The 23,637-nt window shown below is 50.9% G+C and carries 20 protein-coding genes and 1 pseudogene; 8 read left to right on the forward strand and 13 right to left on the reverse strand.

Annotated features, from left to right (window positions below):
• Positions 1–18: 18 nt before the first annotated feature.
• Genes nrfD through nrfA form a run of 4 tightly spaced genes read right to left on the reverse strand, consistent with a single transcriptional unit; the run spans position 19 to position 3,687 of the window.
• Positions 19–975: a cytochrome c nitrite reductase subunit NrfD gene (nrfD, locus tag ACU8XX_RS22715; RefSeq protein ID WP_000195154.1), complete on the reverse strand. Its 957-nt coding sequence runs from the start codon at positions 973–975 to the stop codon at positions 19–21.
• Positions 972–1,643: a cytochrome c nitrite reductase Fe-S protein gene (nrfC, locus tag ACU8XX_RS22720; protein ID WP_089640284.1), complete on the reverse strand. Its 672-nt coding sequence runs from the start codon at positions 1,641–1,643 to the stop codon at positions 972–974. Before nrfC ends, nrfD begins: the two co-directional genes overlap by 4 nt.
• The gene (gene nrfB, locus ACU8XX_RS22725) at positions 1,640–2,206 is read right to left on the reverse strand and encodes a cytochrome c nitrite reductase pentaheme subunit (RefSeq protein ID WP_001296647.1); all 567 of its coding nucleotides are present in this window, start codon (positions 2,204–2,206) and stop codon (positions 1,640–1,642) included. Before nrfB ends, nrfC begins: the two co-directional genes overlap by 4 nt.
• 44 nt (positions 2,207–2,250) lie before the next feature.
• Positions 2,251–3,687, reverse strand: coding sequence for an ammonia-forming nitrite reductase cytochrome c552 subunit (gene nrfA / locus ACU8XX_RS22730; RefSeq protein WP_000196875.1), 1,437 nt, complete (start codon positions 3,685–3,687; stop codon positions 2,251–2,253).
• 392 nt (positions 3,688–4,079) lie between these two features.
• Between nrfA and acs the strand changes: the two genes are divergently transcribed.
• The 4 genes and pseudogenes from acs to ACU8XX_RS22750 all read left to right on the forward strand — a co-directional run bounded on the left by acs (position 4,080) and on the right by ACU8XX_RS22750 (position 9,670).
• On the forward strand, positions 4,080–6,038 hold the full coding sequence (acs, locus tag ACU8XX_RS22735; protein ID WP_000078239.1) for an acetate--CoA ligase: 1,959 nt from the start codon (positions 4,080–4,082) through the stop codon (positions 6,036–6,038).
• Between the two features lie 200 nt (positions 6,039–6,238).
• Positions 6,239–6,553 (forward strand): DUF485 domain-containing protein, encoded by a 315-nt coding sequence (locus tag ACU8XX_RS22740; RefSeq protein WP_001014565.1) that lies wholly within the window; start codon positions 6,239–6,241, stop codon positions 6,551–6,553.
• Complete coding sequence (actP, locus tag ACU8XX_RS22745; RefSeq protein WP_000832573.1) at positions 6,550–8,199, forward strand: cation/acetate symporter ActP; 1,650 nt, start codon at positions 6,550–6,552, stop codon at positions 8,197–8,199. Before ACU8XX_RS22740 ends, actP begins: the two co-directional genes overlap by 4 nt.
• 177 nt (positions 8,200–8,376) lie before the next feature.
• A pseudogene (locus ACU8XX_RS22750) lies at positions 8,377–9,670 on the forward strand (pentapeptide repeat-containing protein).
• Positions 9,671–9,823: 153 nt separating this feature from the next.
• Here ACU8XX_RS22750 and ACU8XX_RS22755 read toward each other — a convergent pair.
• The 3 genes from ACU8XX_RS22755 to soxR form a co-directional block, all read right to left on the reverse strand.
• A complete protein-coding gene (locus ACU8XX_RS22755; RefSeq protein ID WP_000402207.1) occupies positions 9,824–11,473 on the reverse strand; it encodes a Na+/H+ antiporter in 1,650 nt (549 codons plus the stop codon).
• A gap of 151 nt (positions 11,474–11,624) precedes the next feature.
• Entirely contained in the window at positions 11,625–12,974 is a 1,350-nt protein-coding gene (ghxP, locus tag ACU8XX_RS22760; RefSeq protein ID WP_000106882.1) for a guanine/hypoxanthine transporter GhxP, read from the reverse strand.
• Positions 12,975–13,519: 545 nt separating this feature from the next.
• A complete protein-coding gene (soxR, locus tag ACU8XX_RS22765) occupies positions 13,520–13,984 on the reverse strand; it encodes a redox-sensitive transcriptional activator SoxR (protein ID WP_000412428.1) in 465 nt (154 codons plus the stop codon).
• Between the two features lie 85 nt (positions 13,985–14,069).
• Between soxR and soxS the strand changes: the two genes are divergently transcribed.
• Positions 14,070–14,393 (forward strand): superoxide response transcriptional regulator SoxS, encoded by a 324-nt coding sequence (gene soxS / locus ACU8XX_RS22770; RefSeq protein ID WP_000019358.1) that lies wholly within the window; start codon positions 14,070–14,072, stop codon positions 14,391–14,393.
• Positions 14,394–14,395: 2 nt separating this feature from the next.
• Here soxS and pdeC read toward each other — a convergent pair whose 3' ends face one another.
• The gene (gene pdeC, locus ACU8XX_RS22775) at positions 14,396–15,982 is read right to left on the reverse strand and encodes a c-di-GMP phosphodiesterase PdeC (RefSeq protein ID WP_016241768.1); all 1,587 of its coding nucleotides are present in this window, start codon (positions 15,980–15,982) and stop codon (positions 14,396–14,398) included.
• Positions 15,983–16,411: 429 nt separating this feature from the next.
• On the opposite strand from pdeC, the gene ACU8XX_RS22780 reads away from it, so the two are divergent.
• Positions 16,412–16,693: a YjcB family protein gene (locus ACU8XX_RS22780; protein ID WP_001295689.1), complete on the forward strand. Its 282-nt coding sequence runs from the start codon at positions 16,412–16,414 to the stop codon at positions 16,691–16,693.
• Positions 16,694–16,791: 98 nt separating this feature from the next.
• Here the strand turns inward: ACU8XX_RS22780 and ssb1 are convergent, their stop codons facing one another.
• Entirely contained in the window at positions 16,792–17,328 is a 537-nt protein-coding gene (gene ssb1 / locus ACU8XX_RS22785) for a single-stranded DNA-binding protein SSB1 (RefSeq protein ID WP_000168305.1), read from the reverse strand.
• 254 nt (positions 17,329–17,582) lie between these two features.
• Between ssb1 and uvrA the strand changes: the two genes are divergently transcribed.
• Positions 17,583–20,405 (forward strand): excinuclease ABC subunit UvrA, encoded by a 2,823-nt coding sequence (gene uvrA, locus ACU8XX_RS22790; protein WP_000357740.1) that lies wholly within the window; start codon positions 17,583–17,585, stop codon positions 20,403–20,405.
• A gap of 34 nt (positions 20,406–20,439) precedes the next feature.
• Here uvrA and ACU8XX_RS22795 read toward each other — a convergent pair whose 3' ends face one another.
• The 3 genes from ACU8XX_RS22795 to aphA form a co-directional block, all read right to left on the reverse strand.
• On the reverse strand, positions 20,440–20,796 hold the full coding sequence (locus tag ACU8XX_RS22795) for an MmcQ/YjbR family DNA-binding protein (protein ID WP_000155657.1): 357 nt from the start codon (positions 20,794–20,796) through the stop codon (positions 20,440–20,442).
• Between the two features lie 3 nt (positions 20,797–20,799).
• On the reverse strand, positions 20,800–21,216 hold the full coding sequence (locus tag ACU8XX_RS22800) for a secondary thiamine-phosphate synthase enzyme YjbQ (protein ID WP_000270375.1): 417 nt from the start codon (positions 21,214–21,216) through the stop codon (positions 20,800–20,802).
• A gap of 110 nt (positions 21,217–21,326) precedes the next feature.
• Entirely contained in the window at positions 21,327–22,040 is a 714-nt protein-coding gene (aphA, locus tag ACU8XX_RS22805) for an acid phosphatase AphA (RefSeq protein WP_001315956.1), read from the reverse strand.
• 401 nt (positions 22,041–22,441) lie between these two features.
• Here aphA and ACU8XX_RS22810 point away from each other — a divergent pair, with 401 nt between their 5' ends.
• Positions 22,442–22,819, forward strand: coding sequence for a hypothetical protein (locus ACU8XX_RS22810; protein ID WP_032174472.1), 378 nt, complete (start codon positions 22,442–22,444; stop codon positions 22,817–22,819).
• On the opposite strand, the gene ACU8XX_RS22815 is transcribed toward ACU8XX_RS22810, so the two are convergent.
• Positions 22,813–23,510, reverse strand: a protein-coding gene (locus ACU8XX_RS22815) for an IS1-like element IS1A family transposase (protein WP_103215986.1) whose coding sequence is annotated in 2 segments (ribosomal slippage) — positions 22,813–23,261 and positions 23,261–23,510 — 699 coding nt in all. Because the reading frame shifts where the segments join, the coding sequence is not laid out codon by codon here. The genes ACU8XX_RS22810 and ACU8XX_RS22815 overlap by 7 nt on opposite strands.
• Between the last annotated feature and the right edge of the window lie 127 nt (positions 23,511–23,637).

Genomic DNA, 23,637 nt, shown 5'->3' on the forward strand with positions numbered 1-23,637 from the left:
AACCACCTCTTTTCTGGCTTACGCCACCGTTAACTGCCCGGCGTAGAGAATGAAAAATCGCAACATCAACACGCCGACCAGACTGGCCCCACACGCCGCCAGCACGGCAGGAATGCCGGAACTGCGATTGACCCACGGTTTGAGCAACATTGGCACAATCAGCCCCAGCCCGGCGACACCAAGCCAGAACCACCACGTCCAGAAACCGCCGCCCAATGCTGCCACCAGCGCACGCACTTTACCGTCATCGCCCAGGGCCAGACCGACAAAAAACGCCACCAGCAGGAAGATTTCGCCCCATACCACAGGGATTTCCATCCGGTGTACAAAGTGCGCTTCCGTGGAATGCGGGTTACTGCGTTGGCGTATCGCCATGGCGATCAGCGCCACCGCCGCACCGGACGAGATGCCGGAGAAGAGGAACAGCACCGGCAGGATCGGGTTATTGAGGAACGGATACGATTTCAGCGCCGATAGCAGAAAGCCGGTATAAGCCCCCAGCAGCACCGCCAGCACCAGCATCAATGTTTCCAGTCCGCGATGAACGGGCGTCAGCAGGCTCAGAACCTTTTGCACGATCCCCAGCTTCGGCAACCAGCGTTGTTGCAGGGCAAGCAAATCATGTTCAAAGATTTTCGCCAGCCACAGCACCAGCACCACCATGTAGAGCTGAAACAGCATCACCCCCATCGACATCACCGAGGTAAAACTGTAGTGGAACATCAGCTTCCAGAAGGTCCACGGCTTTGTCAGGTGGAAGACGAGGATCAACAGACCGAGGATCACCGCGCCAGGCCCGACAATCAGCGTGGTGCGCAGCAACGTACTGTCTGCACCGCCCGCCTGCGGGTAGAAGCGACGTAACAGCACGGCCAGCGTCACCAGACCGGCAGAAATACCAATCAAAAACAGGTAGATGGCAATCGGCCAGTCCCACACCAGTGATTCAAAATGAAATGCGGAAGTCTGCGTCATTGGCTCACCTCCCCGTATTTAAACGGTACGCGGTACAGCTTCGGTTTGGTTCCCAGCGCCAGCTTGTAGCGGTAAGTAGGCTTCTGGCGCAGCACTTGCGAAATCTCACTGTTAGGATCGTCCAGATTGCCAAACGTCAGCGCCTTGGTCGGGCAAGCCTCAACGCACGCGGGCAGCTTACCGGCCTGCAAATTGGTCTTACGGCAGAAATCGCATTTGTCCGCCGTCTTCGTGACCGGATGGATAAAGCGCACGCGGTACGGACAGGCGGCGATGCAGTACTGACAACCGACGCAGAGATCCGGATTAACATCGACAATCCCACTGGCAGCATCGCGAAAAGACGCACCGGTCGGGCAGACGTCAACGCACGGCGCATGATCGCAGTGCTGGCAAGACTTACGGAAGAAGCGATATTTCACATCAGGAAATTCGCCCTGTGGCTCGCTACGAATAATTGTCAGGCGCGAGACGCCTTCCGGCACCTTGTTCACTTCCCGACAAGCATCCATACAGGCGGTACAGCCGATGCATAACGACTCGTCATGCACCATGCCGTAACGCACCCCATTGATATTCAACGTTTTCGCCACCACGCGTCCTGCGGTGCCGCTGACGGCTGCAAGCACGCCGACGCCGGTGAGAAACTGGCGACGAGACCAGGTCATGGCTGCTCCTTAAGCAACGGAACAGACGCCGGGTTAAAGTTCGGATTGGTGCGCTGATCGCTGTGGCAATCGACGCAAATCTTAATCCGTCCTTTGTCACTTAACGTCTGCATCGTATCTTGCTGTGGATGCAGGGAATGGCAGCTGGCGCACGCCACTTTGGTTACGTGGACATCGTGCGGCCAGAACGCTTTTTGCAACTGTTCCGGCAGATGACAGGACATACAGACGCTGTTCTGCTCTCCAACCTTGTACATCGGCTCGTTAAAGCGCATCACATCTTTCACCCCTTCGCGGTGTTGCGGTGATGGCTGGCCGTGACAGTTGGTGCAGGTGACCGGCAGTTTGTTATTCGGGTTGATAACGGAAGCATGTTTGCCATGCATACCTTCGGTATCTGGCTTATGACAGTCCAGACAGGCGGCATCCGGGTTACGCTGCTGGGTAACTTCGTAGCGATCACCAGATGCCTGCGCCGCAGGGGTAGCGGTAATTCCGTTCAGGCTCCACAACAGGCCCGACGCCAGCACCCCAGCAGTTAATAACGAACGTAATACGCTCATATTCACTCCATTGTGTTTTCCGCCCCTTGCGAGGCGGAACGGGGTTATTGGCTTAACAGACCATTTTTACGTGCCTGTTCTTCCCACTGCGGGATCACCGTTTTGATGAAGTCCTGCTTCTCGGCCTTGATTTGTTCCATGTTCAGGCCAATGGCCTGCTGGGCTTTCTCTTTGGTCGAGATATCCGGGATCTGGATTTCATGGGTGATGCCTTTGGTCGCCAGCAGGCGCGCCAGTTTGGTGCGCGCATCCGCCGCTTTATCCATCGCCGTACCGAGCATCCTCAGACCTTCTTCCGGTGCGTGCATATGAATGCCGTGGGAAGCGATCGCCAGATCCCAACGCCACTGGGCATGACGGATATCGTCCTGAATCGGCTTCATTTCGGCTTCCGTCGCGCCTGCATCCAGCGCCGCTTTCGCTTCGAAGTGAGCGTGAACCAGTTGATCTTCAACCTTGATTTTCAGGTCGTTAATCGACTGCTTACGTTCCGCGACCACTTTTTGCAAGGCAGCTTTGTCCTGGGTATGGCAGTTCGCACAAGTCTGGGCGAAGTTATCAAACGGATTACCAATTTTATGGTCGGTGTAGAGTTTGCCTTCGGCGTTCTGCACTTTTGGCATATGGCAGTCGATACAGGTCACGTTGTTTTTACCGTGAATGCCCGCTGTCCAGGTTTCATATTCCGGGTGCTGCGCTTTCAGCATTGGCGTTTTCGACAGGGAGTTAGTCCAGTCAGAGAAGGCAATTTTGTCGTAATACTGCTCCATATTTTCGACTTTCATGCCGTCATCCCACGGGAATTTAACCGCTTTGTTTTTGCCGTCGAAGTAATACTCCACATGGCACTGACCGCAAACCATCGATTGCTGGTCGAAACGTCCGGCTTTCTCAAAAGGTTTACCAATGGCTTCCATCGCGCGAGCCGCATACGGACGGGAAAGGGTTAACTCCGGTTTGCCTTTGGCGAACTCTGGTGAGGCGGTGTTATGGCAGTCGGCACAACCTAAGTTGTTGACGATTTCCGGGCCGCCGCGCGCCCACTTACCGTGGAAGTAGCCATCTTCGCCGTCTTTCTGGATCAGACGCGCCACATCCGGGCTTTTACAACTCCAGCACGCCATCGGTAGCGGACCATCTTCAGCGTTTTTCGGCGCACCGGTACGCAGGGTTTCACGCACATCGGTCACAGCAAAGGCATGTCCACGCGGCTTGTTGTAATCGCGCGAGAAGGGATACCCCGCCCACAGGATCACCAGCCGTGGATCTTCCGCCAGGGCGTCAACACGCTCTGACTGTTCCGAGGTGGCTTTCCAGGAGAGATATTGATCGGGATGCTGCGGGGCAAAGGTTTCATTCTTCGCTTCCACAGTTACAGGTTTTGCGGGAGCAGCCGTTTGTTCAGCGTGAACAGAAGTGAAAAAGAAAAAAGGAATCAATAAGCTGAAGATACGGCGTGCGTTTATTTTTATCCTTGTCATAGGGGCTTCATCCGAATTGCGCCATTGTTGCAATGGCGGTTTTTATTGTTTTTCACGACAGTAACCGCACCTACACTGTCATGACATTGCTCGCCCCTATGTGTAACAAATAACCACACTGTGAATGTTGTCTTTAATCAATTGTAAGTGCATGTAAAATACCACTTTAGAGTTAGTCAGTATCTTCCTCTTTTTCAACAGCATGCATAACTGCATGTTCCTCAAAGAATTAATCAACTTTTGTTGCTGACCTTCAAAAATTACCCTGCCGTTTATTTGCACAATTCTACTTTTGCGTGATCTGTCGCCCAAATACTAAACAAAACTGCCAATACCCCTACATTTAACGCTTATGCCACATATTATTAACATCCTACAAGGAGAACAAAAGCATGAGCCAAATTCACAAACACACCATTCCTGCCAACATCGCAGACCGTTGCCTGATAAACCCTCAGCAGTACGAGGCGATGTATCAACAATCTATTAACGTACCTGATACCTTCTGGGGCGAACAGGGAAAAATTCTTGACTGGATCAAACCTTACCAGAAGGTGAAAAACACCTCCTTTGCCCCCGGTAATGTGTCCATTAAATGGTACGAGGACGGCACGCTGAATCTGGCGGCAAACTGCCTTGACCGCCATCTGCAAGAAAACGGCGATCGTACCGCCATCATCTGGGAAGGCGACGACGCCAGCCAGAGCAAACATATCAGCTATAAAGAGCTGCACCGCGACGTCTGCCGCTTCGCCAATACCCTGCTCGAGCTGGGCATTAAAAAAGGTGATGTGGTGGCGATTTATATGCCGATGGTGCCGGAAGCCGCGGTTGCGATGCTGGCCTGCGCCCGCATTGGCGCGGTGCATTCGGTGATTTTCGGCGGCTTCTCGCCGGAAGCCGTTGCCGGGCGCATTATTGATTCCAACTCACGACTGGTGATCACTTCCGACGAAGGTGTGCGTGCCGGGCGCAGTATTCCGCTGAAGAAAAACGTTGATGACGCGCTGAAAAACCCGAACGTCACCAGCGTAGAGCATGTGGTGGTACTGAAGCGTACTGGCGGGAAAATTGACTGGCAGGAAGGGCGCGACCTGTGGTGGCACGACCTGGTTGAGCAAGCGAGCGATCAGCACCAGGCGGAAGAGATGAACGCCGAAGATCCGCTGTTTATTCTCTACACCTCCGGTTCTACCGGTAAGCCAAAAGGTGTGCTGCATACTACCGGCGGTTATCTGGTGTACGCGGCGCTGACCTTTAAATATGTCTTTGATTATCATCCGGGTGATATCTACTGGTGCACCGCCGATGTGGGCTGGGTGACCGGACACAGTTACTTGCTGTACGGCCCGCTGGCCTGCGGTGCGACCACGCTGATGTTTGAAGGCGTACCGAACTGGCCGACGCCTGCCCGTATGGCGCAGGTGGTGGACAAGCATCAGGTCAATATTCTCTATACCGCGCCCACGGCGATTCGCGCGCTGATGGCGGAAGGGGATAAAGCGATTGAAGGCACCGACCGATCGTCGCTGCGCATTCTCGGTTCCGTGGGCGAGCCAATCAACCCGGAAGCGTGGGAGTGGTACTGGAAAAAAATCGGCAACGAGAAATGTCCGGTGGTCGATACCTGGTGGCAGACCGAAACTGGCGGTTTCATGATCACGCCGCTGCCTGGCGCTACCGAGCTGAAAGCCGGTTCGGCAACACGTCCGTTCTTCGGCGTGCAACCGGCGCTGGTCGATAACGAAGGTAACCCGCTGGAAGGCGCTACCGAAGGCAGCCTGGTGATCACCGACTCCTGGCCGGGTCAGGCGCGTACGCTGTTTGGCGATCACGAACGTTTTGAACAGACCTACTTCTCCACCTTCAAAAATATGTATTTCAGCGGCGACGGCGCGCGTCGCGATGAAGATGGCTATTACTGGATAACCGGGCGTGTGGACGATGTGCTGAACGTCTCCGGTCACCGTCTGGGAACGGCGGAGATTGAGTCGGCGCTGGTGGCGCATCCGAAGATTGCCGAAGCCGCCGTAGTAGGTATTCCGCACAATATTAAAGGTCAGGCGATCTACGCCTACGTCACGCTTAATCACGGGGAGGAACCGTCACCAGAACTGTACGCAGAAGTCCGCAACTGGGTGCGTAAAGAGATTGGCCCGCTGGCGACGCCAGACGTGCTGCACTGGACCGACTCCCTGCCTAAAACCCGCTCCGGCAAAATTATGCGCCGTATTCTGCGCAAAATTGCGGCGGGCGATACCAGCAACCTGGGCGATACCTCGACGCTTGCCGATCCTGGCGTAGTCGAGAAGCTGCTTGAAGAGAAGCAGGCTATCGCGATGCCATCGTAACCCACAATTGCCGGATGCGAGTCGGTAACGGTTTGTAGGCCTGATAAGACGCGACAGCGTCGCATCAGGCATTGATTGCCGGATGCGGCGTATAACGCCTTATCCGGCCTACATTCGGCAAGGGTTACCCGAGCGTTAACCTTCTCCCATAAGGGAGCGGGAATTAAAACAATCCCTACATTACCTCTGGAGAATCTGTGATGAATGGTACGATTTATCAGCGGATAGAAGACAATGCGCATTTCAGGGAGTTAGTCGAAAAACGGCAACGGTTTGCCACCATCCTGTCGATTATTATGCTGGCAGTTTATATCGGCTTTATTTTACTGATCGCCTTCGCGCCCGGCTGGCTGGGCACCCCGCTGAATCCGAACACCAGCGTCACACGCGGTATTCCGATTGGTGTTGGAGTGATTGTGATCTCCTTTGTTCTCACCGGTATCTACATCTGGCGGGCGAACGGCGAATTCGACCGTCTTAATAACGAAGTCCTGCATGAGGTACAAGCATCATGAAAAGAGTTCTGACGGCGCTTGCCGCCACACTCCCTTTCGCAGCTAACGCCGCGGATGCTATTAGCGGGGCCGTAGAGCGCCAGCCAACGAACTGGCAGGCGATTATTATGTTCCTGATTTTCGTCGTGTTTACGCTCGGCATTACTTACTGGGCATCAAAACGCGTACGTTCTCGTAGCGACTACTACACGGCAGGCGGCAATATCACAGGCTTCCAGAACGGGCTGGCGATTGCCGGTGACTATATGTCCGCCGCCTCATTTTTGGGGATCTCCGCACTGGTGTTTACCTCCGGCTATGACGGCTTAATTTACTCGCTGGGCTTCCTGGTGGGCTGGCCGATCATTTTGTTCCTGATTGCCGAACGTCTGCGTAACCTGGGACGCTACACCTTTGCCGATGTAGCCTCTTACCGCCTGAAACAAGGGCCGATTCGTATTCTTTCGGCCTGTGGTTCTCTGGTGGTGGTGGCGCTTTACCTTATCGCTCAGATGGTAGGCGCAGGTAAACTGATCGAGCTGCTGTTTGGCCTTAACTATCACATTGCGGTGGTGCTGGTCGGCGTGCTGATGATGATGTATGTCCTGTTCGGCGGCATGCTGGCGACCACCTGGGTGCAAATTATTAAAGCCGTGCTGTTACTGTTCGGTGCCAGCTTTATGGCCTTTATGGTGATGAAACACGTTGGCTTTAGCTTCAACAATCTGTTCAGCGAAGCGATGGCGGTACACCCGAAAGGGGTCGACATCATGAAGCCGGGCGGGCTGGTGAAAGATCCGATCTCCGCGCTCTCTCTGGGTCTGGGACTGATGTTTGGTACGGCGGGCTTGCCGCACATTCTGATGCGCTTCTTTACAGTCAGCGATGCCCGCGAAGCACGTAAGAGCGTGTTCTACGCCACCGGGTTTATGGGCTACTTCTATATTCTGACCTTTATTATCGGCTTCGGCGCGATCATGCTGGTTGGTGCGAATCCGGAATATAAAGACGCGGCGGGCCATCTGATTGGTGGTAACAACATGGCGGCCGTTCACCTGGCGAATGCAGTGGGCGGCAACCTGTTCCTCGGTTTTATTTCAGCGGTTGCTTTCGCCACTATCCTCGCGGTGGTTGCGGGTCTGACGCTGGCGGGCGCATCCGCGGTTTCGCATGACTTGTACGCTAACGTCTTCAAAAAAGGCGCGACCGAACGTGAAGAGCTGCGGGTATCAAAAATCACCGTACTGATCCTCGGCGTGATTGCGATTATCCTCGGCGTGCTGTTTGAGAATCAGAACATCGCCTTTATGGTGGGGCTGGCGTTTGCCATCGCGGCGAGCTGTAACTTCCCGATCATTCTGCTTTCTATGTACTGGTCGAAACTGACCACGCGTGGCGCGATGATGGGTGGCTGGCTGGGGCTGATTACCGCAGTAGTACTGATGATCCTCGGCCCGACGATTTGGGTACAGATCCTTGGTCACGAAAAAGCCATCTTCCCGTATGAATACCCGGCGCTGTTCTCTATCACCGTGGCATTCCTCGGCATCTGGTTCTTCTCGGCAACCGATAACTCAGCGGAAGGGGCGCGCGAGCGTGAACTGTTCCGCGCGCAGTTTATCCGCTCCCAGACCGGCTTTGGCGTTGAGCAAGGCCGCGCACATTAATCTCTCCCCTTCCCCGGTCGCCTGACCGGGGAATACTCTTCATCTCCAGCATGCATCACCTTTTCCCAAAATATTAAACAAATAAACTCATTAAAAAATGAGCGATTTTTGACAGTCGTAGAAAATGATAATGCAGAGAATACGCCTTTTCTTTCTTGTTAATTATAAGGATATTTTATGTGCTACAATGGTTTAAATAATATGTTTTTCCCTCTTTGCCAGATTAACGATAACCACTCTGTCACAAGTCCATCACATACAAAGAAAACAAAATCAGATAATTACAGAAAACATCATAAAAGCACGTTAATTGACAATAAAGCCCTCTCTCTTTTCAAGATGGATGATCATGAAAAAGTGATAGGCTTGATTCAGAAAATGAAAAGAATTTATGATAGTTTACCATCAGGAAAAATCACGAAGGAAACGGACAGGAAAATACATAAACATTTTATAGATATAGCTTTATATGCAAATAATAAATGTGACGATAGAATTACGAGAAGAGTTTACCTTAGTAAAGAAAAGGAAGTATCCATTAAGGTGGTATATTATTATAAATAATGTCGCCGTCCATAATAATACTATCGAAATTCCACAGACAGTAAATGGTGGTTACGATTTTTCACACCTTAGCCTGAAAGGTATCGTGATTAAAGATGAAGATTTATCCAATTCGAATTTTGCAGGTTGCAGACTACAAAACGCTATTTTCCAGGACTGTAATATGTATAAAACGAATTTTTATTACGCCATAATGGAAAAAATACTTTTTGATAATTGTATTCTCGATGACTCAAATTTCGCTCAGATAAAAATGGCCGACGGAACTCTAAATGCATGCTCCGCTATGCATGTTCAATTCTACAATGCAGCAATGAATAGAGCCAATATTAAAAATACCTTTCTTGACTATTCAAATTTTTATATGGCGTACATGGCTGAGGTAAATCTTTATAAAGTAATAGCGCCATATGTTAATTTATTTAAAGCCGACCTTAGTTTCTCTAAACTCGATTTAATTAACTTTGAACATGCTGATCTGTCTCGCGTCAATCTGAACAAAGCAATCCTCCAGAATATAAACTTAATTGATAGCAAACTCTTTTGTACGTGGCTAACAAATACATTCCTCGAAATGGTTATATGTACCGACTCTAATATGGCTAATGTTAATTTTAATAATGCCAATTTAAGCAATTGCCATTTCAACTGTTCTGTTTTAACAAAAGCCTGGATGTTTAATATCCGTCTCTATCGTGTTAATTTCGATGAGGCTAGCGTCCAGGGAATGGGTATTACCATTCTCCGTGGTGAGGAAAATATCTCCATTAATAGTGATACCCTGGTAACACTACAGAAATTCTTTGAAGAAGATTGTACCTCTCATACTGGCATGTCACAAACTGAGGATAATATTAATGCAGTCGCTATGAAGATTACTGCAGATATTATGCAACACGCAGATTGAGGTTAAGTCGAAGAACAGCCAATGAGTTGACTTTACAAGAGAGATAACTTATTTGTTTTAGAATCATGAATGTTAGCCCGAGCTAACCTGTTAAAGGTGCAAAAGATTGCACCTTTTTCAGATTACCTCGGGCCTGGTTACGTCGCTTTCGGCTTACTGATTTTCCTCAATTAGCAACGCTTCAAGCAAATCGAGATCGTGCAGTAATTTTTGCAGCGTTTCGTTGCTGATCTCCCGCGTGGCGCGCAGGTGGTAAAGTTCAGCACGTTCAGAACGCAATGCCGCCAGACGGAAGCGACGCTCAAGGTTCTCTTCCTGCACGGAACTTTCAACGTCGTTACGTCCATCGGCGCGACGACGCAGGTTACCAATGACGCGAGAACTGACCTCCGTAAGCAGCTGGTTATCGATATTCTCTTCGGTATCCGCCGCCAGACGCTCCTCCATTTTCTGGATCGCCACAATCGCCACTTCTGCCGTTGCCGCTCGCGCAATACGTTCCTCTTTCAATTGTTGCGAATGGTCCGCGACTTCAATGTGTTGTAGCAGAATAGGCAACATCACCACGCCGACAAACAGCGAGAAGAGAATGACGCCAGCCGCCAGGAACACCAGCTCATAGCGCGCCGGGAAGACGTTACCATCCGGCAAGAGCAGCGGGATAGAGAGCACACCGGCCAGAGTGATCGCCCCACGCACCCCGGCGAAAGACGCGATCAGGATTTCTCGTGTGGTCCACGAACCAAACTCCATCGGCTTCTTCTTCAGGAAGCGGTTGCTGAACTTTTTCATCGTCCACAGCCAGCCGAAACGGACCAGCATCAGCGCCGCATATATCAGAATAATATCGGTAAACAGCATCCAGATTTCGACGTTAGGGTCGATTTCTGCCGCCATCAGCGACGTCTCCAGAATACCCGGCAGCTGCAGACCTAACAGCAGGAACACCATGCCGTTAAAGACAAATTCCAGCATCGCCCAGGTGCTGTTTGCACGCAGGCGCATTGCCAGCGGCGCACGGCGCATCACACCGGAGCGGGTGATGGTCATCCCGGCGGCAACCGCAGCGAGGATGCCCGAAACGCCAATATGTTCGGCAATCAGATAAGAAGCGAATGGCAGCAAGAACAGCAGAACGATCTGCGTCGCGGGTTCATCACCGCCCCAGCGGCTGAGGAATCGCAGCGAGCGACCATACAGCCAGCTCACCACAAAACCAGCGAGAATACCGCCAATGGCTACTTTCATAAATTCGACCGTTGCACCGCCAACGGTGAAGATCATCGTCCCCATCGCCACTGCCACGGCAAACTTCAACGACACCAGGCCGGAGGCGTCATTCATCAACGCTTCGCCCTGCAAAATGCCCATGATTTTTTTCGGGATGCGCCCTTCGCCAACAATCCCGGAGAGCGCCACAGCATCGGTCGGAGAAAGCACCGCCGCCAGCGCAAAGGCGGGGATCAGCGGAATGCCCGGCACCACCCAGTAAATAAGGAAGCCAATGCCGACCACGGTGACCACCACCAGCGCCAGTGCGAGGCCGAAAATCTCTCGACCATGTTCAAGAAATTCACGGGTCGGCGTTTTCCAGCCATCAGCGAACAGCAACGGCGGGATAAACAAGACTAAAAAGAGTTCAGGATCAAACTCCACATGCAAACCAAACGTCGGCCACGCCAGTAGCGCACCGATGGCGATTTGCATAAGCGGAAGCGGGATCTGAAAGGGCATGACACGAGTGACCACCCCGGACAGCGAGACCACGAGGGTCATTATCAGTATGGTGAAGAAGATTTCCATGCGTTCCCTGTTTGCGATGTTTTTTTATGACCTGAGAAAAGCGTTATGCCTGAATTCTCATTTTTTCAGAATATCGCAAAAGCTCACACAATGTGCGGAGAAAATAAAAACGGGCAGCCATTGCCACCCGTTTTCAGAATCCGATGAAAGATTAGATAGCCCAGCCACCCGCATAGAAGGTCACCAGCGCCACGGCGATAACGACCGTACCGATGTTCAACTTGCGCCATTCGCCGGAAACCAGACGCCCAATCACCAGAGTCGCGAAGCCGATCATGATGCCTGTTACGATGTTACAGGTCAGCACGATGAATACCGCCGTAACCAGACCCGCCATCGCATCAACAAAATCAGCAAAGTCGATTTTCGCCACGTTGCTCAGCATCAGCAGGCCAACGTACATCAGCGCCGGAGCCGTTGCATACCCCGGAACGAGGTAAGAGAGCGGAGAGAGGAACAGAATCAGCAGGAACAGCACGCCAACGGTGATAGCCGTCAAACCGGTTTTACCGCCCGCCGCCGTACCCGCCGCAGACTCGATGTATACCGCTGCCGGAGCTGCACCCACCAGGCCAGAGAAAACGCTGCTCATGGAGTCAGTGGTCAGTGCTTTCCCACCGTCGATAATTTGCCCATCTTTATCCAGCAGGTTCGCCTGGCCGGCGACGGCACGGATAGTTCCGGTGGCATCAAATACTGCCGTCATTACCAGCGCCAGAACGCTTGGCAGGACTACAGGATTCAGCGCGCCCATAATGTCCAGGCTGCCAATCAGTGAGTTGCCGTTTTCATCGCTCAATGAAGGCATGGCGAAAACGCCGGAGAAATGGACGTTAGGATCGAAGATCAAACCGACAATTGAGATACCGATAATGGTCAGCAGAATGCCACCAGGGACTTTCAGTTTTTCCAGGCCGATGATCACCGCCAGACCTACCAGTGACATAATCACCGGGAAGGTCGCGAAATCACCCAGCGCAACGGGCAGACCATCAAGCGGGTTTTTAATCACCAGACCGACACCGTTAGCGGCAATGAGCAGCAGGAACAGACCGATACCAATCCCCGTGCCGTGCGCCACACCGTGCGGCAAGTTGCGCAAAATCCAGCTACGGATACCCGTGGCAGAAATTACCGTAAACAGCACACCCATCAGGAACACGGCACCCAGCGCGACAGGTACGCTAATATGTTGCCCCAGCACCAGGCTGAATGCGGTAAATGCCGTCAGGGAGATGGCGCAACCAATCGCCAACGGCAGATTAGCCCACAGACCCATCACGATAGAACCGAGTCCGGCAACCAGACAGGTTGCAACGAAAACTGCCGCAGGCGGGAAGCCTGCTTTACCCAACATACCTGGAACGACGATGACCGAGTAGACCATCGCCAGAAACGTTGTTAACCCGGCAACCACTTCCTGACGGACAGTGCTTCCACGTTGTGAAATTTTAAACCAGGCGTCGAGTGAACCGCCGGTACGCGCTGATGGCGTAGACATAAGAAAACATCCCCTGAGAGTTTAATTTTCGTCAAGATGCGTGGCGGACAATCCCCTGCCAGCGAAACGTTATCTTCCTGCTCCAGGTTTGCGACAATTTGCTGCGTCGCAAAAAAGCAAACGTTTAGCTCCGCGCATACAAAACGGGTGGTAAAAAAAGCAAACGATTATCCGGCGATCATAGCGGCTTTTTCAACCGAAGTTTGCTGCTTTTTTCTCTTTTATTGTCTTGACGATGAAAAACCAGGCAATTGATGCGCAAACGTTATCGTCGGTGCGCAAGATTGCAGCGTTATCGAGCCGTATACCGTTCAGGATTGCGATAAAAAATCGTCTGAGATGACAAAAATATTGCGGTTAAAAAGTATACTTTTACACTGGCGAAGAAACGTCGGTGACATACAATTAAAGCATCAACACCAACCGGAACCTCCACCACGTGCTCGAATGAGGTGTGTTGACGTCGGGGGAAACCCTCCTGTGTACCAGCGGGATAGAGAGAAAGACAAAGACCGGAAAACAAACTAAAGCGCCCTTGTGGCGCTTTAGTTTTGTTCATCTTCCAGCAAGCGTGCGCCGGTACCTTCTTCTCCTAAGCGGTCGCCCGGGTTACGCAACGGGCAATCACTGCGCGAAAGGCAGCCACAACCAATACATCCGTCCAGTTCGTCACGCAGCGCCACTAAGGTATGAATGCGCCGATCCAACTCTTCTCGCCATTGGGACGAAAGCTGTTTCCACTCTTTCGCACTTAACGTATGCCCTTCGGGCAACACGCCAAACGCTTCACCAATGGTCGCCAGCGGAATGCCAATACGCTGAGCAATTTTGATAATTGCAACATATCGCAACACATCACGTTTATATCGCCGCTGATTGCCGCTGTTACGGATACTGGTAATCAACCCTTTACTTTCATAGAAATGCAGCGCCGATACCGCCACACCGCTGCGTTTCGCCACTTCGCCGGGGGTTAGCAGCGCTTTAATGCGGGGTAATTTCTTTTCCATAAATCGCTTTACCTCAAGTTAACTTGAGGAATTATACTCCCCAACAGATGAATTAACGAACTGAACACTGAAAAGAGGCAGATTTATGTCCCATCAGAAAATTATTCAGGATCTTATCGCATGGATTGACGAGCATATTGACCAGCCGCTTAACATTGATGTAGTCGCAAAAAAATCAGGCTATTCAAAGTGGTACTTGCAACGAATGTTCCGCACGGTGACGCATCAGACGCTTGGCGATTACATTCGCCAACGCCGCCTGTTACTGGCCGCCGTTGAGTTGCGCACCACCGAGCGTCCGATTTTTGATATCGCAATGGACCTGGGTTATGTCTCGCAGCAGACCTTCTCCCGCGTTTTCCGTCGGCAGTTTGATCGCACTCCCAGCGATTATCGCCACCGCCTGTAATTTTATTGCCCGCGCGTTAACTCCCGCGCGGGTAATTGCTCCATCCATTGCATAAACACCTGCGGCGGCATCGCCTTCGCAAAGAACCATCCCTGGCAATAGCGCACGCCGCGTTTGCGCAGCCAGTTAACCTGCTCCTCAGTTTCGACGCCTTCAGCGATCGTTTTTAACCCCAGGCTGTGCGCCAGCTCGATGATGTGTTCCGCAATCAAATGACTGGTTTTGTGGGTGGTCAGCGTTTCAACAAACGATTTGTCGATTTTCAAAATATCGACATTCAATGATTTAAGGTTATGCAAGTTAGAGTAGCCAATACCAAAATCATCAATTGCCACTTCGTAACCTGCCTGGCGGAAAGCCAGAATAATCGGCGTCATTTTGTCAACATCAAGAAATGCATGCTCAGTCACTTCAAATTTAATTTGCTGCGGACGCACCGCGTATTGCTCTGTTTTCTGATTGATTCGCGCTATCAACCGTGACGTATGAAAATCGGAGGCCGACAGGTTAATAGAAACATAGCGATCTGCATGTGTTGCCAGGTAATCGCCCAGATCGCGGAAGACATTATCAATAACATAATCAGTTATCTGTTCTATCATCCCCTCCTTTTCTGCCAGCGGAATAAACTCTGCCGGATTCATTATTTGCCCCTGCTCACCAGGCCAACGTAACAACGCTTCAGCGCCGATACATTTTTCTGTTTTGATATCGATTATTGGCTGGTAATAAAGACAAAGTTGATGTTTTTCGAGGGCGCGTTGCAATTTACGTTTGGGAGATAAATAGTTTTGTCGAATACGTAGCCAGAGTAATAGCAGAACAAGACTCCCCAAAATACCGGCGGGCAACGCAAAAATAAGATGATTATAAAAATGGGTTATAAGACGTTGATATGAAGTCGCAACAATGGCTGCAATTGGGCGTTTTGTCGAATAAACTGTCGCATATAAATAGCCATTTCTTTGTACGGTTAAATCCTTCAAATGAATCAGCGGAGAAAACGTTGCTGCCGAGGCCTCTTTGCTTAACGAGAAAAAGGTTTTCGTCACCGTATCATACACACCCCATTGCAATGTCGGGTCATCAGACATCACTTCACTCCAGAAGAGAGGGTTGATAACCGCCACATAATTTCCCCGCTGCATATAGGTCATTTTATAGCCAGAGAAAAAAGGCGTATCGCGGTAATAATAGATAGAAACGTTAGGTTCACGCTTATAATCGGCCGGTGCAATCGTATAGCCGTTTCCAGGCGCTATCAGCGATGAGCATAAAAAATGGTTATCACGGGCATAGATCAATTCATTAATATAAAGATAGCCACGAATAATATTCAACATTCGCTTTTGATGGGCTGGAGTGCAAACTTGCCCCTGATAGCGTTCAGCTGCATCGCTCACTAAATCTGCCTGGCGAATGACCAGCTCGGATTTATCCAGTGCCAGTTGAGCAAAGGTTCGGAGCTGATTATTCACTTCTGATTTTGCCCAAAGGAAGGCAATCCATAGCGAAAGAATGATGGGAAAGAGAACTAAAAAGATAATGCCCGGCAACGCCAGTAATTGGTGTCGTGCACGATGACTCATTGCTATCAATTTCCTGCCTGTTTATACCCGGCCATTGCAAGGTGAAAACCCTGGGTACCGACGTCTTTAGATAAATCTTACGGTATAAATAGCACTTTTGCCTGATTTGAAATTGATACCTTTCTAATCGTCACCTGGATGAAAATAATTCATTGATATTCAAAATTAATTTCCTACAGGAATGCAGAGGCGGCGGGAAGATATGCCCTTAATGCCACTGAAAAACCACATAATCTGTACAGCAATAAAAGTCACGGCCTAATATGGCTAACAAACAATCAATTGTGATATAGTTCACAAAATTAATGAAACAAACAGAGTGTTTCATTTTTGTGTTCTGCAAGCCCCGCGATAGCCAGAGTGTACCACGCCTCCCGTGAACAACGCCGCGCTGTCCAGGGCATCGGCTCTTTTCAGAGGAATTGTTTGATGGCTACCCTCACCACTGGCGTGGTTCTTCTTCGCTGGCAACTTCTTAGTGCCGTAATGATGTTTCTGGCCAGCACACTCAACATCCGTTTTCGTCGGTCTGATTATGTCGGGCTTGCGGTGATCAGCAGCGGTCTGGGCGTTGTTTCCGCCTGTTGGTTCGCAATGGGGTTGCTTGGCATCACAATGGCGGACATCACCGCTATCTGGCACAACATCGAGTCGGTGATGATAGAAGAGATGAATCAGACACCGCCACAATGGCCAATGATTTTGACCTGATACGTAGAAGCCTCCATAACGGAGGCTTCTTTTTTATGGCTGGCAGATGCTTTAATCATCCACCTTAAAACAATATAACCTATTGTTTTAATGACAAATCAGAACGGAATGTCATCATCAAAGTCCATCGGCGGCTCGTTAGACGGCGCTGCCGGAGCGGACTGCTGCGGGCGAGACTGCGCGCCGCCGCTGAACTGATTGCCACCCTGCGGCTGCTGAGGCTGACCCCAACCGCCCTGCGGCTGACCACCACCGATATTACCACCTGCCGGAGCGCCACCACCCTGACGACCACCCAGCATCTGCATGGTGCCGCCAACGTTCACCACGACTTCTGTGGTGTAGCGATCCTGACCGGATTGATCGGTCCATTTACGGGTACGCAGCTGACCTTCGATATAAACCTGAGAACCTTTACGCAGATATTCGCTGGCCACTTCTGCCAGTTTGCCGAACAGCACAACGCGGTGCCATTCAGTCTGCTCTTTCATCTCGCCGGTCGCTTTATCACGCCAGGATTCGGAAGTAGCCAGCGTAATGTTGGCAACTGCGCCACCATTTGGCATGTAGCGTACTTCCGGGTCCTGACCCAGATTACCAACGAGAATAACCTTGTTTACGCCTCTGCTGGCCATGTTCGTGTCTCCTGAAAAAAAATCGTTCTGAATAAGTGTAAACGCGCGATTGTACCATTACCAATAGCGCTTTTACTATGTTGTGACCTCGGTTCCGGGAAACAAACCTGGCCAGACATTGTTACACAACACTCCGGGTAATGCATTCCAATACTGTATATTCATTCAGGTCAATTTGTGTCATAATTAACCGTTTGTGATCGCCGGTAGCACCATGCCACCGGGCAAAAAAGCGTTTAATCCGGGAAAGGTGAATGGATAAGATCGAAGTTCGGGGCGCCCGCACCCATAATCTCAAAAACATCAACCTCGTTATCCCCCGCGACAAGCTCATTGTCGTGACCGGGCTTTCGGGTTCTGGCAAATCCTCGCTCGCTTTCGACACCTTATATGCCGAAGGGCAGCGCCGTTACGTTGAATCCCTTTCCGCCTACGCGCGGCAGTTTCTGTCACTGATGGAAAAGCCGGACGTCGATCATATTGAGGGGCTTTCTCCTGCCATCTCAATTGAGCAGAAATCGACGTCTCATAACCCGCGTTCTACGGTGGGGACAATCACCGAAATCCACGACTATTTGCGTTTGTTGTTCGCCCGCGTTGGCGAGCCGCGCTGTCCGGACCACGACGTCCCGCTGGCGGCGCAAACCGTCAGCCAGATGGTGGATAACGTGCTGTCGCAGCCGGAAGGCAAGCGTCTGATGCTACTCGCGCCAATCATTAAAGAGCGCAAAGGCGAACACACCAAAACGCTGGAGAACCTGGCAAGCCAGGGCTACATCCGTGCTCGTATTGATGGCGAAGTCTGCGATCTTTCCGATCCGCCAAAACTGGAACTGCAAAAGAAACATACCATTGAAGTGGTGGTTGATCGCTTCAAGGTGCGTGACGATCTTACCCAACGTCTTGCCGAGTCATTTGAAACCGCGCTGGAGCTTTCCGGTGGTACCGCGGTAGTGGCGGATATGGACGACCCGAAAGCGGAAGAGCTGCTGTTCTCCGCCAACTTCGCCTGCCCAATTTGCGGCTACAGTATGCGTGAACTGGAGCCGCGACTGTTTTCGTTTAACAACCCGGCGGGGGCCTGCCCGACCTGCGACGGCCTTGGCGTACAGCAATATTTCGATCCTGATCGAGTGATCCAGAATCCGGAACTGTCGCTGGCTGGTGGTGCGATCCGTGGCTGGGATCGCCGCAACTTCTATTATTTCCAGATGCTGAAATCGCTGGCAGATCACTATAAGTTCGACGTCGAAGCGCCGTGGGGCAGCCTGAGCGCGAACGTGCATAAAGTGGTGTTGTACGGTTCTGGCAAAGAAAACATTGAATTCAAATACATGAACGATCGTGGCGATACCTCCATTCGTCGTCATCCGTTCGAAGGCGTGCTGCATAATATGGAGCGCCGCTATAAAGAGACGGAATCCAGCGCGGTACGCGAAGAATTAGCCAAGTTTATCAGTAATCGTCCGTGCGCCAGCTGCGAAGGGACGCGTCTGCGTCGGGAAGCGCGCCACGTGTATGTCGAGAATACGCCGCTGCCTGCTATCTCCGACATGAGCATTGGTCATGCGATGGAATTCTTCAACAATCTCAAACTCGCAGGTCAGCGGGCGAAGATTGCAGAAAAAATCCTTAAAGAGATCGGCGATCGTCTGAAATTCCTCGTTAACGTCGGCCTGAATTACCTGACGCTTTCCCGCTCGGCAGAAACGCTTTCTGGCGGTGAAGCACAGCGTATCCGTCTGGCGAGCCAGATTGGTGCGGGCCTGGTTGGCGTTATGTACGTGCTGGACGAGCCGTCTATCGGCCTGCACCAGCGTGATAACGAGCGCCTGTTGGGTACGCTTATCCATCTGCGCGATCTCGGTAATACCGTGATTGTGGTGGAGCACGACGAAGACGCAATTCGCGCCGCTGACCATGTGATCGACATTGGCCCGGGCGCAGGTGTTCACGGCGGTGAAGTGGTCGCAGAAGGTCCGCTGGAAGCGATTATGGCGGTGCCGGAGTCGTTGACCGGGCAGTACATGAGCGGCAAACGCAAGATTGAAGTGCCGAAGAAACGCGTTCCGGCGAATCCGGAAAAAGTGCTGAAGCTGACAGGCGCACGCGGCAACAACCTGAAGGACGTGACGCTGACGCTGCCGGTGGGTCTGTTTACCTGCATCACCGGGGTTTCAGGTTCCGGTAAATCGACGCTGATTAACGACACGCTGTTCCCTATTGCCCAACGCCAGTTGAATGGTGCGACCATCGCCGAACCGGCACCGTATCGCGATATTCAGGGGCTGGAGCATTTCGACAAAGTGATCGATATCGACCAAAGCCCAATTGGTCGTACTCCGCGTTCTAACCCGGCGACCTATACCGGCGTGTTTACACCTGTGCGCGAACTGTTTGCGGGCGTACCGGAATCCCGTGCGCGTGGTTATACGCCAGGACGTTTCAGCTTTAACGTCCGTGGCGGACGCTGCGAAGCCTGTCAGGGCGACGGTGTGATCAAAGTGGAGATGCACTTCCTGCCGGACATTTACGTACCGTGCGACCAGTGTAAAGGTAAACGCTATAACCGTGAAACGCTGGAAATTAAGTACAAAGGCAAAACCATCCACGAAGTGCTGGATATGACCATCGAAGAGGCGCGTGAGTTCTTTGATGCCGTACCTGCACTGGCGCGTAAGCTGCAAACGTTGATGGACGTTGGCCTGACGTACATTCGCCTGGGGCAGTCCGCAACCACCCTTTCTGGTGGTGAAGCCCAGCGCGTGAAGCTGGCGCGTGAGCTGTCAAAACGCGGCACCGGGCAGACACTGTATATTCTCGACGAGCCGACCACCGGTTTGCACTTCGCCGATATTCAGCAACTGCTCGACGTGCTGCATAAACTGCGCGATCAGGGCAATACCATTGTGGTAATTGAGCACAATCTCGACGTGATTAAAACCGCTGACTGGATTGTCGACCTGGGACCGGAAGGCGGCAGTGGCGGCGGCGAGATCCTCGTCTCCGGTACGCCAGAAACCGTCGCGGAGTGCGAAGCTTCGCATACGGCGCGCTTCCTCAAGCCGATGCTGTAATCGTTAAGGCCGCTTTCTGAGCGGCCTTTTCCTTTCAGAGTTGCACCAGCAATTTACGTTTTTCTTCCGGCAGCAAATTCACCGCCTGCTGATAAGACGCATCCACCAGATAATAGATTTGCGAATCTGGCAGCGAACCGTCGAGATACACGGTGCTCCAGTGCGCTTTATTCAGATGGCGGCTTGGACGCACATCGCTGTGCTGCTGACGTAGCAGCTCCGCCAGCTCCGGGCTGGTTTTCAGCGAAACAGCTGGGCGATTTTCTACTTCTTTCACCATCGCAAACAGTACATCTTCCACTTTGATCTGCGTCGCTTTCCAGTCGTTATGCACGCTCTGTTCTGCGCCTGGTTTTGCCATGCAATATTGTAGCAACTCCGAAATGGTCATTTTTTACTCCCCTTGTAGTGTCGCGATGATGCGACGCGATCCGCCGTGGATGCGATGTTCCCCCAGCCAGATGCCTTGCCAGGTGCCGGTCTGAATACGCCCTTTATGTACCGGCAATACAAGCGATGTTCCCAGCATTGAGGATTTGATATGAGAAGGCATATCGTCTGCTCCCTCATAGTCATGCTCATAATTTCCGTTGTCGGGAACGGTGCGGAGGAAAAAACGCTCCATGTCGTGGCGTACGGTGGGATCGCAGTTCTCATTAAGTGTCAGAGAGGCGGAGGTATGTTGCAGCAACAGATGCAGTAAGCCGATGTTAACGCGCGGCATATCAGCCAGCTGATTCAGAATTTCATCCGTTACCAGATGAAACCCACGAGATTTGGCGCTAAGCGTGAGCGTCTTTTGATACCACATGTGCTGCTCCTTGATAAAACTCTCTTAATCAGTTTGCAGCAAGACAGCGAAAGGATAAAGGTGTGATTAAAAAAACAGCATTCGGGAGAGCATCACGCTCTCCCGCTCTGTCAGTATTCTGAATTGACGATCACCTCTTCACCAAACGCACCCGCTTGTGGCAAGGGTTTGTAGGTAGAGTTGGAGGCGCGCAGAATGCGGATACCACGAGCGCCGATATCGCGTGCGGCGGTAATATCGTTATCGGAATCGCCATAAAAAATTCGGATATTTTTATCCTGCAGCCATTGCGATTTTGTATTTTGCCCTGGTTTATCGCCCGCAAAGATTACTGGATTCATGTTGGTGGCAGGAATATGAAAATTATCCGCCAGCGTTTTTGAAACCGTTTCTGTTTTCGTCGGGCTACGACCAGTCACAAAGAAGATCGCGTCACCGCGGCGTACATGCATATCAATCAGCTGGCGAGCGACCTCTTTTGGAATGCTGAATTCATCCCAGCCATTGTTCATTTTTTCCCAGAACACAGGATTTTTCAGATAATCTTCGCTTTCTGGTGAGAAGGTTTTTTTGCCGCGCCAGAAGCCCGGGCTGGAAAAAAGTACCGTGTCATCGATATCAAACCCCACCGCCATTGGCGGACGCCCTGCGAGGCTATTTTCAATTTGTGCGACCGAAACCCAATGAATTGGTGCCTGTTCAGCAAGCCTGGCAACGTTAGTCCCAGGGTTAAGCGGTGAAGGAGATGAGGCCAGGGCAACAGCGGAACTGTTTAGAGCGAACAATAAGCAAACGGCACTGATTGCCTGTGTGATCTTGCGCATATTTTTCCCTAAATAGTCAGTATGTTGAAACTTTTTATTGTGAGATTTGTTGCAAAAACCATCTGACCATAACGCCAGCTGCCGGGGAAAGGAAGGATTATCTGCGGTTTTTGTGATGAAAAGCAGGATGATTATATTTAACCCAGTAAATACGTTCCTGTCTTTTTTTGTATAAAAAATGTTTATTACTCGATGTAAGGATACATTAATTTTACGTTTATTATGATGAATCCTCTGCAAATGAGCAAAATTTGAAAGAACATTTATCTGCTGTACGATTTAATGAACTTAATGATACAGCATTACAAAAACAATCGAAGTTTATAAAGATGATTCCTGATTGACCAGAACCCTATCCTACAATGGTGACTAATTTTATTACTCCCGATGGAGATGATGATATGAATATATCATATGTGAATAGCAACAAAACGACATCTTTACCTGTTGAGCTAGATGCACTAAATAATAAAGATACCTCTTATGCCAAAGATTTTTCTTATGCTAAAGATTTCTTTTTATACATAGAAACACAGTTAAAAATTGCAAAAGATTTTTGTAGACCTGGAGAAGAAGTATCAAGTTCTATTGCAAGTAAAGTTTTTCACGCATTTATTGATTTAGTTAACAAAATCAGGGGTAAGAAAGACTTTATGTATATTTGCACGCTTTGCTGTTTTGCCGAGGAGGTTAAAGGTGATTATTCTCATTACAGGACCTTTTTATTTGATATTGGTAATCAATATAAGGTTAAACTGGTAATGACTCCAACTTATTGATAGTGTTTTATGTTCAGATAATGCCCGATGACTTTGTCATGCAGCTCCACCGATTTTGAGAACGACAGCGACTTCCGTCCCAGCCGTGCCAGGTGCTGCCTCAGATTCAGGTTATGCCGCTCAATTCGCTGCGTATATCGCTTGCTGATTACGTGCAGCTTTCCCTTCAGGCGGGATTCATACAGCGGCCAGCCATCCGTCATCCATATCACCACGTCAAAGGGTGACAGCAGGCTCATAAGACGCCCCAGCGTCGCCATAGTGCGTTCACCGAATACGTGCGCAACAACCGTCTTCCGGAGCCTGTCATACGCGTAAAACAGCCAGCGCTGGCGCGATTTAGCCCCGACATAGCCCCACTGTTCGTCCATTTCCGCGCAGACGATGACGTCACTGCCCGGCTGTATGCGCGAGGTTACCGACTGCGGCCTGAGTTTTTTAAGTGACGTAAAATCGTGTTGAGGCCAACGCCCATAATGCGGGCTGTTGCCCGGCATCCAACGCCATTCATGGCCATATCAATGATTTTCTGGTGCGTACCGGGTTGAGAAGCGGTGTAAGTGAACTGCAGTTGCCATGTTTTACGGCAGTGAGAGCAGAGATAGCGCTGATGTCCGGCGGTGCTTTTGCCGTTACGCACCACCCCGTCAGTAGCTGAACAGGAGGGACAGCTGATAGAAACAGAAGCCACTGGAGCACCTCAAAAACACCATCATACACTAAATCAGTAAGTTGGCAGCATCACCGGTTAAACTTACACAAAGCGGAAAAAATAGCTCTCTTTAACATTAGAATTTAACGATACTATAATTGAATCT

The organism is Escherichia sp. MAL-1 (assembly GCF_052948035.1).

Coding starts and splice junctions, on each gene's coding strand:
- nrfD (WP_000195154.1), bottom strand. CDS start 975: ATGACGCAGACTTCCGCATTTCATTTTGAATCACTGGTGTGGGACTGG.
- nrfC (WP_089640284.1), bottom strand. CDS start 1,643: ATGACCTGGTCTCGTCGCCAGTTTCTCACCGGCGTCGGCGTGCTTGCA.
- nrfB (WP_001296647.1), bottom strand. CDS start 2,206: ATGAGCGTATTACGTTCGTTATTAACTGCTGGGGTGCTGGCGTCGGGC.
- nrfA (WP_000196875.1), bottom strand. CDS start 3,687: ATGACAAGGATAAAAATAAACGCACGCCGTATCTTCAGCTTATTGATT.
- acs (WP_000078239.1), top strand. CDS start 4,080: ATGAGCCAAATTCACAAACACACCATTCCTGCCAACATCGCAGACCGT.
- ACU8XX_RS22740 (WP_001014565.1), top strand. CDS start 6,239: ATGAATGGTACGATTTATCAGCGGATAGAAGACAATGCGCATTTCAGG.
- actP (WP_000832573.1), top strand. CDS start 6,550: ATGAAAAGAGTTCTGACGGCGCTTGCCGCCACACTCCCTTTCGCAGCT.
- ACU8XX_RS22755 (WP_000402207.1), bottom strand. CDS start 11,473: ATGGAAATCTTCTTCACCATACTGATAATGACCCTCGTGGTCTCGCTG.
- ghxP (WP_000106882.1), bottom strand. CDS start 12,974: ATGTCTACGCCATCAGCGCGTACCGGCGGTTCACTCGACGCCTGGTTT.
- soxR (WP_000412428.1), bottom strand. CDS start 13,984: ATGGAAAAGAAATTACCCCGCATTAAAGCGCTGCTAACCCCCGGCGAA.
- soxS (WP_000019358.1), top strand. CDS start 14,070: ATGTCCCATCAGAAAATTATTCAGGATCTTATCGCATGGATTGACGAG.
- pdeC (WP_016241768.1), bottom strand. CDS start 15,982: ATGAGTCATCGTGCACGACACCAATTACTGGCGTTGCCGGGCATTATC.
- ACU8XX_RS22780 (WP_001295689.1), top strand. CDS start 16,412: ATGGCTACCCTCACCACTGGCGTGGTTCTTCTTCGCTGGCAACTTCTT.
- ssb1 (WP_000168305.1), bottom strand. CDS start 17,328: ATGGCCAGCAGAGGCGTAAACAAGGTTATTCTCGTTGGTAATCTGGGT.
- uvrA (WP_000357740.1), top strand. CDS start 17,583: ATGGATAAGATCGAAGTTCGGGGCGCCCGCACCCATAATCTCAAAAAC.
- ACU8XX_RS22795 (WP_000155657.1), bottom strand. CDS start 20,796: ATGACCATTTCGGAGTTGCTACAATATTGCATGGCAAAACCAGGCGCA.
- ACU8XX_RS22800 (WP_000270375.1), bottom strand. CDS start 21,216: ATGTGGTATCAAAAGACGCTCACGCTTAGCGCCAAATCTCGTGGGTTT.
- aphA (WP_001315956.1), bottom strand. CDS start 22,040: ATGCGCAAGATCACACAGGCAATCAGTGCCGTTTGCTTATTGTTCGCT.
- ACU8XX_RS22810 (WP_032174472.1), top strand. CDS start 22,442: ATGAATATATCATATGTGAATAGCAACAAAACGACATCTTTACCTGTT.